This window comes from Caballeronia eucalypticola (assembly GCF_047608185.1).
GTDB lineage: Bacteria > Pseudomonadota > Gammaproteobacteria > Burkholderiales > Burkholderiaceae > Caballeronia.
Genome location: NZ_JBLKRU010000034.1, coordinates 75,397 through 89,934 on the forward strand (window position 1 = coordinate 75,397; position 14,538 = coordinate 89,934).

Annotated in this window: 15 protein-coding genes and 1 pseudogene; 5 read left to right on the forward strand and 11 right to left on the reverse strand. The window is 60.0% G+C overall.

Going from position 1 to position 14,538, the window contains the following annotated elements; all coding sequences use genetic code 11:
• Positions 1-3: 3 nt before the first annotated feature.
• Positions 4-1,341, reverse strand: coding sequence for an NAD(P)-dependent oxidoreductase (locus tag ACMX25_RS29635; protein WP_414953507.1), 1,338 nt, complete (start codon positions 1,339-1,341; stop codon positions 4-6).
• Between the two features lie 59 nt (positions 1,342-1,400).
• Positions 1,401-2,660, reverse strand: a complete 1,260-nt coding sequence (locus tag ACMX25_RS29640) for a Zn-dependent hydrolase (protein WP_414953508.1) — start codon at positions 2,658-2,660, stop codon at positions 1,401-1,403.
• 356 nt (positions 2,661-3,016) lie between these two features.
• Here ACMX25_RS29640 and ACMX25_RS29645 point away from each other — a divergent pair, with 356 nt between their 5' ends.
• Complete coding sequence (locus tag ACMX25_RS29645) at positions 3,017-3,751, forward strand: TetR/AcrR family transcriptional regulator (protein WP_414953509.1); 735 nt, start codon at positions 3,017-3,019, stop codon at positions 3,749-3,751.
• Positions 3,752-3,916: 165 nt separating this feature from the next.
• Here ACMX25_RS29645 and ACMX25_RS29650 read toward each other — a convergent pair whose 3' ends face one another.
• The 6 genes from ACMX25_RS29650 to ACMX25_RS29675 all read right to left on the reverse strand — a co-directional run bounded on the left by ACMX25_RS29650 (position 3,917) and on the right by ACMX25_RS29675 (position 8,062).
• On the reverse strand, positions 3,917-4,246 hold the full coding sequence (locus ACMX25_RS29650; RefSeq protein ID WP_414953510.1) for a DUF4148 domain-containing protein: 330 nt from the start codon (positions 4,244-4,246) through the stop codon (positions 3,917-3,919).
• Between the two features lie 338 nt (positions 4,247-4,584).
• Positions 4,585-5,280 carry a histidine utilization repressor gene (gene hutC / locus ACMX25_RS29655; protein ID WP_414953511.1) on the reverse strand — a complete coding sequence of 232 codons (696 nt, stop codon included), beginning with the start codon at positions 5,278-5,280 and terminating at the stop codon, positions 4,585-4,587.
• Between the two features lie 20 nt (positions 5,281-5,300).
• Positions 5,301-6,836 carry a histidine ammonia-lyase gene (hutH, locus tag ACMX25_RS29660; RefSeq protein ID WP_414953512.1) on the reverse strand — a complete coding sequence of 512 codons (1,536 nt, stop codon included), beginning with the start codon at positions 6,834-6,836 and terminating at the stop codon, positions 5,301-5,303.
• 120 nt (positions 6,837-6,956) lie between these two features.
• Complete coding sequence (locus tag ACMX25_RS29665; protein WP_414953513.1) at positions 6,957-7,427, reverse strand: GNAT family N-acetyltransferase; 471 nt, start codon at positions 7,425-7,427, stop codon at positions 6,957-6,959.
• A gap of 19 nt (positions 7,428-7,446) precedes the next feature.
• On the reverse strand, positions 7,447-7,824 hold the full coding sequence (crcB, locus tag ACMX25_RS29670) for a fluoride efflux transporter CrcB (protein WP_414953514.1): 378 nt from the start codon (positions 7,822-7,824) through the stop codon (positions 7,447-7,449).
• A 16-nt stretch (positions 7,825-7,840) separates the two neighbouring features.
• Positions 7,841-8,062: a hypothetical protein gene (locus ACMX25_RS29675; RefSeq protein WP_414953515.1), complete on the reverse strand. Its 222-nt coding sequence runs from the start codon at positions 8,060-8,062 to the stop codon at positions 7,841-7,843.
• A gap of 165 nt (positions 8,063-8,227) precedes the next feature.
• Here ACMX25_RS29675 and ACMX25_RS29680 point away from each other — a divergent pair, with 165 nt between their 5' ends.
• Together ACMX25_RS29680 and ACMX25_RS29685 are read left to right on the forward strand one after the other, a co-directional pair.
• On the forward strand, positions 8,228-9,595 hold the full coding sequence (locus ACMX25_RS29680) for a mechanosensitive ion channel family protein (RefSeq protein WP_414953516.1): 1,368 nt from the start codon (positions 8,228-8,230) through the stop codon (positions 9,593-9,595).
• Between the two features lie 146 nt (positions 9,596-9,741).
• On the forward strand, positions 9,742-10,785 hold the full coding sequence (locus ACMX25_RS29685; RefSeq protein WP_414953517.1) for a LysR family transcriptional regulator: 1,044 nt from the start codon (positions 9,742-9,744) through the stop codon (positions 10,783-10,785).
• 36 nt (positions 10,786-10,821) lie between these two features.
• Here ACMX25_RS29685 and ACMX25_RS29690 read toward each other — a convergent pair whose 3' ends face one another.
• Entirely contained in the window at positions 10,822-11,124 is a 303-nt protein-coding gene (locus ACMX25_RS29690) for a YciI-like protein (protein WP_414953518.1), read from the reverse strand.
• Positions 11,125-11,527: 403 nt separating this feature from the next.
• Between ACMX25_RS29690 and ACMX25_RS29695 the strand changes: the two genes are divergently transcribed.
• Positions 11,528-12,403 (forward strand): lipid A biosynthesis lauroyl acyltransferase, encoded by an 876-nt coding sequence (locus ACMX25_RS29695; protein ID WP_414953519.1) that lies wholly within the window; start codon positions 11,528-11,530, stop codon positions 12,401-12,403.
• A 27-nt stretch (positions 12,404-12,430) separates the two neighbouring features.
• Here the strand turns inward: ACMX25_RS29695 and ACMX25_RS29700 are convergent, their stop codons facing one another.
• Positions 12,431-12,928, reverse strand: a complete 498-nt coding sequence (locus ACMX25_RS29700) for a hypothetical protein (protein WP_414953520.1) — start codon at positions 12,926-12,928, stop codon at positions 12,431-12,433.
• Between the two features lie 260 nt (positions 12,929-13,188).
• On the opposite strand from ACMX25_RS29700, the pseudogene ACMX25_RS29705 reads away from it, so the two are divergent.
• A pseudogene (locus tag ACMX25_RS29705) lies at positions 13,189-13,442 on the forward strand (GlsB/YeaQ/YmgE family stress response membrane protein).
• A 358-nt stretch (positions 13,443-13,800) separates the two neighbouring features.
• Here ACMX25_RS29705 and ACMX25_RS29710 read toward each other — a convergent pair.
• On the reverse strand, positions 13,801-14,538 hold a 738-nt coding region (locus ACMX25_RS29710; protein WP_414953521.1), incomplete at its 5' end, for an IS66 family transposase.

Below are 14,538 nucleotides of genomic sequence, written 5' to 3' on the forward strand. Positions count from 1 at the left end.
TTTTTATGCGGCCTTGATGGCCGTTGCCGCGAAGAACGCATGGATGGATTCGGCCGCAACCTTGCCGTCCTGCACCGCCTGCACCGTCAGGTCGAGGCCGCTGGTCGCCGCACAATCGCCGCCAGCCCAGACGTTGTCGAGCGTCGTACGGCCGCTCGAATCCACCGCGATACGGCTTGCGTCGAGCGTCAGCATGTCGTTCGCAAGACCATCGGGCGCGAGCGTTTGCCCAATCGCCTTCAGCACCATGTCGGCTTCAATCACGTAGCGCTCGCCCTCTGGCGTTTCGAACTCAACACCCGTCACCTGGCCGCCCGCATCGGTTAAACGCACCGGCTTCGCGTGCGTGATGATCGTCACGCCGTTGGTCTGCGCGAACTCTTGTTCGGCCCAGGTGGCGCCCATGTTCTCCACGCCGCGTCGATACACCATCGTCACCGTTTCAGCGCCCAGCTTACGGCTTTGCACTGCCGCATCAATGGCTGTGTTGCCGCCGCCGATCACCACCACGCGTCGTCCTACTGGAATGTTTGCAAGCGCATCCGCCTGACGCACCTGTTCGATGAAATCGACCGCGTTGACCACGCCTTGAAACGTCTCGCCTTCGAGTTCCAGCACACGCACACCGCCCAGCCCGATGGCAAGGAACACGGCGTCATGCTGCTTGCGCAAGTCGCTCAGCGTTACGTCGCGGCCGAGCATCACGTCGTTCTTCACCTCGATCCCACCCACCGAATACAGCCACTCCACTTCACGCTGCGCGAAATCCTCGACCACCTTGTACGCCGCAATACCATATTCATTCAGGCCGCCGGGCTTCGGCCGGGCGTCGAAGAGCGTAACCCGGTGGCCGTCGAGCGCCAGGCGATGCGCACACGCCAATCCCGCCGGCCCCGCGCCGACCACCGCCACATGACGTCCGGTATCCGCCGCGCGTTTGAAGAGCGGCTCGCCGCGTGCCATCGCCCAGTCGGTGGCGTGACGTTGCAACGCACCGATCTGAACTGGTTTGTCATCCTGATTATTTCTGACGCAAGCGCCTTCGCAGAGAATTTCAGTTGGACACACGCGTGCGCATGCGCCGCCCAAGGGATTGGCCGACAGGATGTCGACGGCCGCGCCTTTCATGTTGCCGTGACTAATCTTGCGAATGAAGCTGGGAATATCTATTTTTGTGGGGCATGCATTGATGCAAGGCGCGTCGTAGCAATAGTGGCAACGGCTCGACGCTGCGGCCGCCGCCGTGGAATTGAGCAGGGGCGCCACATCCGAAAACTGACACGACAATTGTTCTTGCGACAGCCTGTTCGATGCAATGTCGCCAATGGGCTTCATGGTCATACACGTTCCTTCGTCAAGGTAAGGCCAAGCGAATGATCTTCGACTACGCCCGTTCAGGCTTAGCGCCCCGCGCGTTCGAGCATGGCGTGGAGCAGCACGTTTGCGCCCGCCTCGATCCATTCCTCCGATGCATCCTCGATCTCGTTATGACTAATGCCATCGACGCAAGGCACGAAGACCATCGACGTGGGCGCGACCCTCGAGAGGTAACACGCGTCGTGTCCCGCGCCCGAGACGATGTCCCGATGCGCATAACCAAAGCGTCCGGCGGCTGCGCGAACGGACTTCACGCACGCGGCGTCGAAGGCGATAGGCGCGTAATAGAAGATCTGTTCAAGCTGCGTTTCGAGCCCAGACGCGCTTGCGATTTTCTCCACGCCAGCACGCAATGCGGCGTCCATTTTCGCGAGCACCGCGTCGTCGGGATGACGGAAATCGACAGTGAAAAATACGCGGCCAGGAATCACGTTGCGCGAGTTCGGATGCACTTGCATCATGCCGACAGTTGCACACGCCAGCGGCGCGTGATCGAGCCCGATGCGGTTCACGAGCTCAACGACACGCGACGCGCCGAGCAACGCATCGCGTCGACGCGGCATGGGCGTAGGACCCGCATGCGCTTCCTGCCCGGTCAGCGTGATCTCGTACCAGCGCTGCCCTTGCGCGTCGGTGACCACGCCGATCGTCATGTTTTCCGCTTCAAGGATCGGCCCTTGTTCGATGTGCAGTTCGAACGCCGCGTGCAGCTTGCGGCCGCCGCATGGCTCATCGCCGGCATAGCCAATCCGCTTGAGTTCCTCGCCAATCGTCTTGCCGTCCACGTCCTTGCGCGACAACCCGTAGTCGAGCGTGAACTCGCCGGCGAACACGCCCGAGGCGACCATAGCAGGCGCAAAACGCGAGCCTTCCTCGTTGGTCCAGATCACGACTTCCACCGGATGTTCTGTCTCGATGCCACGATCATTGAGCGAGCGAATCACTTCGATGCCGCCCAGGATGCCGTAGATGCCGTCGAAGCGGCCGCCTGTCGGCTGCGAGTCCGCGTGCGAACCCGTCATGACCGGCGCGGCATCTGCGTTGCGCCCGGCGCGACGCATGAACACGTTGCCCATCTGGTCCACCTTGACCGTGCAACCCGCTTCCTTCGCCCAACTGACGATCAGGTCACGGCCCTCGCGATCGAGGTCGGTGAGCGCCAGCCGGCACACGCCGCCCTTCGGCGTCGCGCCAATTTTTGCCATCGTCATGAGGCTGTCCCAGAGACGCTTGCCATTGACTCTGATCGACGTATCCAGCGCTGAATCAGTTACCGCATCCATTTCGCGTTCTCCTTGCATGTGTCGACTTGACTGCTCGACTTAGTTGCTCGACTAAGGGTTTTGACTGATACGAATCTGGTGCATTGGCGTCGGCTTGTGGGGCGCTGACGCACGGCGCCGGTGCAATGTTGATCCATTCACGTTGACCGTCTCATAGCGGTGATTCAGTCACGATTCATCGCCTCGCAAATCCTGTCCAACTGGACAGGTTGTAGCCGATTAATATTTGCAAATCAACGTCTTTCGGGGTTTCCGATTAGAGTAAAAACATAGCGAGAAGCGTGCCATTGCAATGCAGCAGAGCCTTGGAAGAGTCGAACAAGCGGCTATGCAGCGATGGCGTCAATGCGCATAGAATGAGGCGCGACCAAGATGGAGAAGGCGCACAGCGCCATGCAAGGAAAACGATGAGAGATGACGAAGCGACCGCAGAGGCCGCGAAAAACGACGTTGCGCCCACTCCATTGCGGCGACGCAAGGCACACATTCGCGAGACTAATGAAGCGCATCTTTTAGCGTGCGCAGAGTCGGTATTTGCCGAGCGCGGACTTGAAGGCGCAAGTACCGCGATGATCGCGGAACGTGCAGGCTTGCCGAAAGCTAACTTGCATTACTACTTTCCGACGAAGCTGGCACTTTATCGGCGTGTGCTCGAGGATCTGTTCGAAGACTGGCATCGCGCCGCCGATACCTTCGAGTCCAGCGATGACCCTGTCGAAGCAATCGGGGGGTATGTACGCACGAAAATGGAATTGTCGCGGCGTCGCCCGCTCGGCTCGAAGGTGTGGGCGAGCGAGATCATTCACGGCGCGGTGCACATGCAGGACATCTTGAACGAGCGCGTCAAGCCGTGGCTTGAAACGCGGGTAATCGTGATCGATGGTTGGGTTTCGCGTGGCCTGCTTGCGCCCGTCGACGCGCAGACGCTGATGTTCATGATCTGGGCGACGACGCAGCATTACGCGGATTTCGACGCGCAGATCCGGGCGTTGAAAGGCAAGCGCGCGCTATCGCAGAAAGCGTTTGATGCGTCGACTGAGGAAGTGGTGAAGCTCGTGATCCGGGCGTGCGGCGCGAAGTCGCCGGAGTGACCGCGGTTGTTCGAGCACAAAAAAACTCGCCAGCCGCTATCAAGCGGGGGCGAGTTTTTCATTTGGCGCTGACTAGGAAAGAACAAACCGTCATTCAATCAACTCTTGCGCCGAACCTGATCCAGTCAGGTCCACTTCAAACTTCTCAGCGTCAGCTCGATCCGATTAGTGACCGAAGAACACCGAACCGGGAGCGTTTTGCGCCGGCGCAGCCGAGCTGCGAACGCCTGCTGCCGAGGTGCCGCTGGTCGAAGGACCATACGACGTTGCTGCCTGACCGTTTTGAGCATCGACACGAGCCTGAGCGGCCTGGATGTTCTGCGGATAGTTGACTTGGTCGCCAGCCGGGTTATATCCCGCCTTTTCCAGTTGAACCAATTGCGCCTTGACTTCAGCGCGTGTCAGCGGACCGTTGTCAGTGCTTTGCGCAAATGCGAACGTCGGAGCTGCCAATGCCGACACGATAACAACTGCGGGAATAAGTGACTTGAACATGGTGAAACCTCCGGTATTTTGTTTGTGGTCTCGAAACAATCTCAGGCGGATATAAGCGTTTGCCGATTTGTTTCGGATGTAAGAAGTCTATGCTTCAGCACCTTGAGGGAAAACCCTTATTTACGCGAAACATCATTGTTTAGAACGCAATAATCGAGCGGAAGTGGCCGGCTAAGTGGAGATGAGGGTAGAAATTCGGAATTTATTACTCAAAAAACGAACGAATGCGGCTGAAATTGGAAAACGAGCGGCGCTACAGCGCCCCGTATTGCGATTTCCACAAGAATTAACCCGGACCTGGGGAAGGTCCAGAACGAATAGAAGTACAACTGACGCGCCTAGAAATGGCCCGTGAATTGATATCGATCGCCGGGATGCCAGAGGTTCGCCACCGACGCCACCGCGTCCCGCGACCACGTCCGCCGATGCAACATGAGGCAGGGCTTGCCGGTTTTCATCGAGAGCGCGAGGCCCGTGTTTTCATCGGGAAGCGCCGCCTCAATCCGATATTCAACCCGCTGCAACGGCGCGGCCACCATCAGATATTGATTCGGCGTGATCTTGGTGAAATCCTGGCGCGCGTATTCCGGCGCAAGCGCCGGATTAACCCAGCGTTCTTCCAGCTGGATCGGCAAGTCGTTTTCAAAGTGCAGCACCCGCGAATGAAATACGGGGCTGCCCTCGGTGAGCTGCATCTCCAGCGCGAGACGTTCGTCGAGCACGGACGCGCCCAAGTGCATCACTTCCGCCCGATGCACATGGCCACGCCCCGTGATTTCATCGGAGATGCTGCGAATTTCCACGAGCGTCGATGCGTATTTCGGCTGCGCCACGAACGTGCCGGCGCCCTGCACGCGGGTCAGGATCTGCTCGGCGGTCAGCTCGCGCAACGCGCGATTGACCGTCATGCGCGCGACTTTGAAATCGCGCGCCAGTTCGTTTTCGGAAGGCACCTGATCGCCTTCCTTCCACTCGCCCGCATGAATGCGCGTGAGAATGTGATCCTTGATTTCCTGATACGCGGGCGTGCTCATGCTGGGCGTGTGATGTCCGGTTAAACGTGCGTGAGTGTTTCCGAAGCAAACGAAAGCGGGGAATGTTTCGCGATCTCGCCGCTGACAACCTGCTTCGCAATCGCCTCGATATCCGGTGCGAAATAATGATCGAGATCGTAATGCGCGACTTCCGAGCGCAGCGTCTTCATGACTTCGGCGAGACGCGGGCTGGTTTGATGCGGCGCGCGCAGGTCGACGCCTTGCGCCGCCGCGAGCAACTCGATCGCCAGAATATGCGCCACGTTCTCCGCGATATAACCGAGCTTGCGCGCCGCAAACGTCGCCATGGAGACGTGATCTTCCTGATTCGCCGATGTCGGCAACGAATCAACCGATGCCGGATGTGCGTAGGTCTTGTTCTCCGATGCCAGCGCCGCAGCGGTCACATGCGCGATCATGAAGCCCGAATTCACGCCGCCATCGCGTACGAGAAACGGAGGCAAACCAGAGAGCGTTGCATCGATCAGCAGCGCGATCCGGCGCTCGGCGAGTGCACCAATTTCCGAGGCGGCGATAGCGAGGTTATCGGCGGCGAATGCAACGGGTTCTGCGTGGAAGTTACCGCCCGACAGCACTTCGCCGGTGTCCGGGAAAATCAGCGGATTGTCCGATACAGCGTTCGCTTCGATCAGCAGGACGTCCGCTGCGTGACGCATCTGGTCGAGGCACGCGCCCATGACTTGAGGCTGGCAACGCAAGCTGTACGGGTCCTGCACCTTGTCGCAATCCTGATGGGACAAGTTGATTCCAGAGCCTTCCAGCAACGTGCGATACGCCGCAGCGGCATCGATCTGTCCGGCGTGGCCGCGAAGCGAGTGAATGCGGGCATCGAAGGGAACGACGGAACCCATCGCGGCATCCACCGACAGCGCGCCCGACACCAGCCCCGTGCGGTACAGGTCTTCGATCGCGAACATGTTGTACAGAGCGAGCGCCGTCGAAGCCTGCGTGCCGTTGAGCAGCGCGAGACCTTCTTTGGCCTGCAACGTCAGCGGTTCGAGGCCGGCCACGCGCAGACCGTCCAGCGCGCTTGCACGCTCACCACGGATGGTGACTTCGCCGATACCCAGCAACGCCGTCGACATATGCGCGAGCGGCGCCAGATCGCCCGAAGCGCCGACAGAACCTTTCACCGGAATTACTGGAAGGACATCGGCGTTGAAAAGGGTGATCAGCGCATTGATGACTTCGCGGCGGATGCCCGAATGCCCGCGTCCCAGGCTCGATACCTTCAACGCGATCAGCAAACGCACGACCGGTCGCGACATGGGCTCGCCCACGCCCACCGCATGCGACAACACCAGGTTGCGCTGCAATAGTTCGAGCTGATCGGCGGGAATGTGGGTGCTCGCCAGACGGCCGAAACCCGTGTTGATGCCGTAGGCCGGCTCGCCCTTGGCGGCGATATCGGCAACGGTTTGCGCGGAAGCGTCAATAGCCGCGAAGCTGGCCGGATCGAGTGTCAGGGCGTCGGAGCCGCAGGCGATCTGGCGCAGGTGCGCGAGCGTGAGGTGGCCGGGGGTCAATGTGATCATGGCAAGTCCTGTCTATACAAGTTGCGGACCAGTCTAAACAAACAAATCCCCCAAAACAAGGGCTGAAAACACCTAAATGGATTTTTCAGGGATCGATCGGCTATGTTTTCGTTCAGTTGTCTATACAGCGCGCAACCATTTCATCGTCCGAAAATTCGTCAAATGCTGGCCACGCAACGCCACCACTTGCGCGCGGACAACCTGGAAACCGTGCTTTTCGAAGAACGGACGGGCCGTGATGCTGGCGTCGGTATCGAGGACCGCGAGCCGCTGCGCACGCGCCGCGTGTTCCACCGTAGCGAGCAGCGCGCTCGCCACGCCCCTGCGCTGGCAGGCAGGATCGACGAATAACATGTCGATGTGCCCATCGCTTTGGAGATCGATGAAACCCGCCGTCAGGCCGTCGATTAAAGCGACCCACGTGAGCCGGTCAAGCCGGCGACGCAACCAGACATCGCGGTCCACTTGCGCCCACGCCGCGATCTGGGCGGCATCGTAATCACGCGACGCCACCTCGCGCACCGAGCGCAAAAACACACCGATAACTGCGTCCAGATCCGCAGCCTCATAACGCCGAATGACGGGTGGCATCGACGACAACACGCGGCCTTCAGCGCGTAAGCGAAACCGTCGCGATGCCCAAAATGGTCATCACCACCGACGCCGTCACGTGGATCGCGATCTCGCCCGCCGCCCAGCCGTAGCGCCCCTGCTGCAGATGCGCGACGACTTCGGCGGAGAACGTCGAGAAGGTGGACAGGCCGCCCATCAAGCCGGTAATGACGAACAGGCGCCATTCCATCGATACCCCGGGGAAACGCGCGAACCACGCCACCGCCACGCCGATCACATAGCCCGCGATGACGTTTGCGGCCAGCGTCCCGAGCGGGAGATTGGGGAACAACGCGTTCAGGCGCAGGCCGAGGACCCATCGAATCAGGGAACCGAGCGCGCCGCCAATACCTACAGCCAGAATCGACAGATACATGAGCGAAGGATGAAGGTCAGAGAGAAATGAGCGTCAGGCGCTCGATGAGTTGCTCACGGCTTGCCGCGACAATTGTCTCGCCAGATGCCGAAAGCCTCGCAATCCAGGTGCCGTCGCGCCGTTGTTCCCAGCCGCCGCATTCGTGACCGTCCAGCAGCAAGGAGCCGCGTATGACCAGTTGGGGATCGGAGGGATCGAGTACGGTGTCGTCGTTATGTTCCAGCTTGACGGTTCGCATGGGCGTTGCGCTCGCGCGCGGAAATGCATGAAGCCGTAATCATAATGGAGCGCATCAGGAACCCGGCACAGAAAACGAGAAAGCGCGACGCCGCCTTTCATGCACAATACGGATCGCTTCGTTTGTCGTAGCCAAGTTCGCTTTTTTAGGTCTCACACTGCCCGTATGAACTTGAATCTGGACGATCTGATAGACACTGTTGCAGACACCGTGCAGCAGCACTACCCCACTCACCACTGGGCGCAATTCGCGCTCGGCATGCTGATGCTCGTATTGGCCGCGCTGTTCGCGCAGTGGGTGGTCGCGCGCATCGTGCTGTATTTCGCGCACCGGCTGCTCGTGCTGACCGAACGCGAAGCGTGGGACAAGTCGCTTGCCCGGCATCGCGCGTATCACCAGCTTTGGTACGCCGTGCCATTCGCGGCGGTCGCCATCGGTATCGGCGAGGTGCCGTACATTGGTCACATGGCAGATGTGATCGAGCGGCTCGCGCACGCGGGCGCGTGGGTCTGCGTCTTCTTCGCGATGGGCGGCGCGCTCAGCGCATGGCAGGACGTCTACGCGGACAGCATGCAGGCGCAGACTCGTTCGATCAAAGGCTACATACAGATCGGCAAGCTTGCGCTCGCGTTGATATGCGGCGTGCTGGTGCTGTCGATTGTGATCGACCGCTCGCCGCTCTGGATGCTCTCCGGGCTCGGTGCGTTGTCGGCCGTATTGCTGCTCGTGTTCAAGGACACATTGCTGTCGCTGGTGGCGAGCACGCAGCTCACATCGAATGACATGTTGCGCATTGGCGACTGGATCGAGATGCCGCAATCCAACGCCGATGGTTTCGTGAAAGACATCGCACTGCATACCGTGAAGGTGCAGAACTGGGACAACACGGTGACGACCGTGCCCACCTACAAGTTGTTCTCCGAGAGTTATAGAAACTATCGGCAGATGTTCGAATCGGGTGGGCGGCGTATCAAGCGCACGTTAAGAATAGATGCCACGTGTGTGCGTTTTCTCACCGATGAAGAAACCGCCCGGCTCAAGCAGTTCCGTTTGCTGCACGACTACCTGGAAGAAAAACAGCTTGAAGTCGACCAGGCGAACAAGAATCTTGGTGAGCTCGCGAGCGAACCGGCGAACCGGCGGCGGCTAACAAATATTGGCACCTTCCGCGCATATGGGCTCGCGTATCTGCAGCGGCATCCGGAGATCAGGCAGGACATGGCGATGATGGTACGCATGATGGAACCGCAATCGGAAGGCATTCCGGTCGAGGTCTATTGTTTCACCGCCGTCACCGCATGGACACAATATGAACGCATCCAGGGCGATGTGTTCGACCATCTGCTGTCTATCCTGCCGGAGATGGGCCTGCGGCTCTATCAAGCGCCGTCGGGCTCCGACATGAGCGGACTCGTGAGCAGGGCGATTGGCGGGGGCGTGACCGGTGCAATCGGCCCAAGCGGCGCAAGCAGCGCAAGCGCCATTGGCGGCGCGGACAGCGGCCGTTTGCGCGGCGAGTTCCCCACGCTCTAGCCGGAGAAGCAGGCAAGAATCCGCGACTTTTGTGTATTCACGCGAACCGTCCTGATGCCTAAAGTGTGAACCTTGCCGACATTCCTTCTGCATCAACCGAAGGCGCCCGCCGGTCATCGCATCATCGCTTCTACAGGAAAACTCCCGTGACCGATCGCGTTCATGCTATGCGTGTTTTCATCCGCGTCGTCGATACCAACAGCTTCTCACGCGCCGCCGAATCTCTCGGCATGCCGCGTGCAAGCGTGTCGACGACCATTCAACAACTCGAGGCGCTGCTCGGCGTGCAACTGCTCGCACGCACCACGCGGCGTCTCAATCTCACGGCCGAAGGGGCCGAGTGTTACGAGCGCTGCGTGCGCATTCTCGCGGATATCGACGACCTGGAAGCGGGCTTTCACGGCCGCGACGAGCGTCTGCGCGGACGTCTGCGCATCGAGTTGCCCGATACCGTCGCCACCGCGCTGGTCGTCCCCGCGCTGCCCGATTTCCATGCGCGTTATCCGCATATCGAGTTGTCTATCGGCATCTGCAATCGCGCTGTCGACCTCGTTGGCGAAGGCGTGGATTGCAGCGTGCAACTTGGCGAATTGCCGGATTCAGGGCTGATCGCGCGGCGTCTCGGCACCTTTGAACACGTGACGTGTGCAACGCCCGCGTACTTGGAAGCGCACGGCACGCCGAAGACGCTCGACGAGCTAGCGCAGCATATTGCGGTGAATTGTGTTTCGCCGCGCACGGGCCGGCCGTGTGACTTCGACTTCGAAGTGGATGGCGAAGCGGTGACCGTGAAGATGGCGGGGTTCGTTCAGGTCACCGACGAGCACGCGTATCTCGCGTGCGGCCTGCAAGGACTCGGGCTGATTCAGCCGCCGCGCATTGCCGCGTTACCGTACCTGCGTTCAGGGCAACTGCGCGAAGTGCTGCCGCAATGGAAGTCGATGCCGATGAATGTATCGGTGGCATTCGTCAAGAGCCGGCAAGCCGCGCCGAGGGTCAGCGCGTTCGTGGACTGGCTCGCGGAATTGTTCGAGCGCTCGCAGGAAATGGACGATACGCTCACGCGCCTGTTTCGCACCGCTCGCCGCCCGGCTGCGGCGTCCGCCTCCGCTTCAACCAAGGCTGCGGCGCCAAGGCCTGCTGCAGCCCGCGATGAGGACGCGCATGAAGAAACCACTAGCGAGTCATGAGGCGCCGCATGCGTGACCGCTGCCGGGCGCGGGCGCTCACGCCGGTTTGACCGGCTGAGTAGCCCCCTCGCCCGCCACCGTATTCCACTTGCGCACTTCCCAGCGCGTGACCAACCCCTCGGTCACATACGGATCGGCCCGCGCGAACGCCTCCACCACGGCGGGCGAATCCGCCTTGAACAGCAGGATCGCCCGGTCGACGGGTTCCTCCAGCGCCCCGCCCAGCAACAACTCCCCACGTTCCGCCGATGTCCACGCCGCCGTCAGATGGCGGTCACGAAACGCTGTGCGGCGTTCTAGATAATCGGCGCTCAATTCGTAAATCAACAGGAAGTGCATCAGCTTGTCTCCGGTATGAAACAGAAGTAAATCGCACGATTGTGCCGCTTTTGAGGCTGACATACGCGCGTGTAAGAGCGGGTAGCGACGTCGAACTGTATGCCGGAGTCCGTGTGTGCGATCATGGCGGCACTTTCGACTTTTACCTTCGCGCAGATTCGCGAATTGCCCGCGACGCTCAAGATTCCGGCAGCGTCGGACATACTCCGGAACATGCCTGTTCCGCGGCTTTTTCGCCTCTTGGTTCTTCGGTTGAAGGGTTAATCACTCGGATTAATCACTCTCGCCGCGCTTGGGTTTCGCCGTTACTCCTCTTCGACATCCGGCCGCATGCCGATCGTCGAAGTTTAAATTCACCCGGCGCCCGTGACACGTATTTCGCCGCCCGTTTCAAGGGGCAAATTTGAATAATTTCGGTTTCGCGCTCGTCGTAGCGCTGCTCCGCGCGCTCGCTCGCCTGCCATACGGCCTGGTCGCGCGATTCGGCAGCGGCCTCGGCGCACTGCTTTATTCCATTCCGAGCCGTCGCAAACATATTGTGCAGGTCAATCTGCAACTGTGCTTCCCCGGAAAGACCGCCGCTGAATACGAACTGCTCGGGCGTTCGCATTTTCGTCACGTTGTGCGCAGTTATGTCGAGCGCGGCGTGCAGTGGTTCGGCTCGGCTCGCGCTATCGAAAAACTCGTGCAGCTTGAGAGCCGTATCGATCTCGACGACGAAAACGCCCAGCCCACTATTTTCATGGGCTTTCACTTCGTCGCCATTGAAGTGGGCTGCATGCTGTACTCCATGAAGCTGCCCATCACGGCGCTTTATACGCCGATGTCCAGCAAGCGGCTCAACACGCTGGCCGTCGAACAGCGAGGCCGTTTTGGCGCCGACATGGTCATGCGCGCCGACAGCGCCCGCCGCATTCTGAAACTGCTCCGCAAGGGCGGCTCCGTCATGCTGGCCGCCGACATGGATCATGGAATCGAAAACTCGGTCTTCGTGCCGTTCTTCGGCGTACAGGCCTGCACGTTGACCTCGGTGTCGCGACTGGCGCGGCTTGGCGGCGCGCGCGTGGTGCCGTTTGTGACCGAAGTGCTGCCCGACTACAAGGGCTACAAGATGACGATCTTCGAGCCGCTAGCCGACTTTCCGTCGGCAAGCGATGAAACCGATGCGCGCCGGATGAACGAATTCCTGGAATCGCAAATAGTGCGTTTTCCGGAACAATATTACTGGGTGCATCGTCGCTTTAAACATCGGCCGGAGGGTGTGGCCGGCGTCTACTGATAATGCCAGTGCCAGTGCGCGCCGCGATCAGTCAGGCTTGCGGAAGTCGTTGTCCACCCAGGCCTGCGCGCTCGTCTTAGTGAGCTTGAATCCCGCGGACACTCGCACGTGGGCAAGCAGCGCGCCGAACGAGTCAAGGGCCTTCAGGTCTGCGTAGGGATCGTCCTCATTAGGCACGATATCCAGTGACACCGTCACATCCTCGCCGTCCGCGCGAACCGTAAAATCCTTGTGAAGCATGGCGTGAAGCTGTTGCTCGTGCCGGCGCAATACTTCGGACGCCGTCTTGATCAGCGTGCGGAACGCGTTCGGATCCAGCGGCTTTGGGTTCTTTTTGTCGCGGCCCATGGTCCAGGGACCGGTGAGCGCTGGTTCGGCTTCGCCGTCCTTGATCATCTCGACTGCCCAGCCGTCGTCATCTTCGTTCTTGATCACCTTCGCGGTCCAGCCGTCGTCGCGCCATAGGCGGGCTTCGTGGAGCGTGGTGTCTTCGGCGGGTTGGAGATCGGAGTCTGAATCGGTCATGAGAATAAGAAGCTCGAGTTGCATGAAACGGTGTGGGAGCACGCGGGTGTTGCAGAGTGCCTAAGCGACGAATTTTAACCTGCAAGAAGCCGCGGCATCGTCGAAAATGCCCACACGCTGGCCGATCGGTCTACTCGACGGGCACATTGCACGCCGTCTGCCGTTTTTGTTGCAGGCGTGTCGCGCGCATGTGCGCCGGCGTGCGCCCCGGATAATCCGGGCGATTTGCCAACTTTCGCTAACACAACGGAGGAATCTTCATGTTTTCAATTATCGGTACCATTATTATTGGGGGAATCATTGGTCTGATTGCGCGAGCGATCAAACCAGGCGACGACAGCATGGGTTGGATCATGACCATCGTGCTGGGCATTGCCGGTTCGCTTGTAGCAGGCTATGCCGGCCGTGCACTCGGCTGGTATCACGAAGGCAGGCTGCAGGGTGGATTGCCTCGATCGTCGGCGCTATCGTCTTGCTGTTTATTTGGGGGTTGGTCGTGCGGCGGCGGGCTTGAATCTTTGAGACTCGATTTGTTCTTATGAGTTTTTCGGGTTGAATGGAAGAGGCTGTTTCCAACGAAGGTTGGAGCGGCCTTTTTTTTGCCTAATTCGCCGGTTTTTTTTGCTCGCGCCGGTGGACGGGGTTTAAGGGTCTGGCGGTTTTGGGGATAGTGGGCGGGGTTGATTTATGGGTGGTCGGTTCTTGCGTTAGCGGTCGGGGTCAATGCCCGGTAGCACGGGTTCTGGCGTTAGCGGTCTGGTTCATTGCCGGGTTGGTGCTTTCGGGGTTAGTGGTCTGCTTAGGTTAGCTGTTTTCTTTATCACTATTAGCCACTGCGCGTGGCGGCACGTCATTTCTTTGTCCAAAGGTAACTAGTCAGCAGCTAAAGGCGAGGGAACGTGTCCAGCGAAGCTGAGAGCGAGCGCGGCCATGAGCGGGCGACGTTGTTTGCGCAGGGTAGCCAGATACGATCGGATGATGCAAAACGCCTGAAGTCCGCGCGCGGTGCGGAAGCACCCCGACACCTTTTGTTTGAGCTTGGGCATTCTGATATCGCGTTCGGCTTGGTTATTGTCAAATGGGACGCGATGGTCGGCGATAAAGCGCCACACTTGCTTGGCATGACGCTCGAGCCGGCCCAACAGATTGTAGGCTTCGCTTTGTTTGATTCTGCCGCGCACATCTTGACGCGTCGGGTCACGAGCCTGCTGCGGGTTAAGCTTACGGCCTTGCTTGATCAAGGCGCGGCTGCGTCGCTGATAGTGGTTTGTGCGCGTGTGGTTCAAGCTCGTATGGCCGCTGGCGATGCTGTGATCGACCTCGCGCTTGGCCTGGCGCAGCAGCTTGAGCATGTGTTCGGCCCAGGGCTGCTGGGTGGATTCCCATACCCCGATCAACTCACGCATATGATGCGCGTTGCATAACGCATGCTCGCAGTCGTAGTAGGTGTAAGGCACCCAGCCGTCGTGCACCGCGACCCCGGTAAATAAGGGCAGGATGCCGAAGCTGTCCAGTGCTTCGCGGCCACGCGTGCGGTGCGAGCCATACCACGTCAGCGCCTGGGTCGAGGCCGTGTGCAGCCAGTGCAGGATAGGTCCCACGCGCATGCC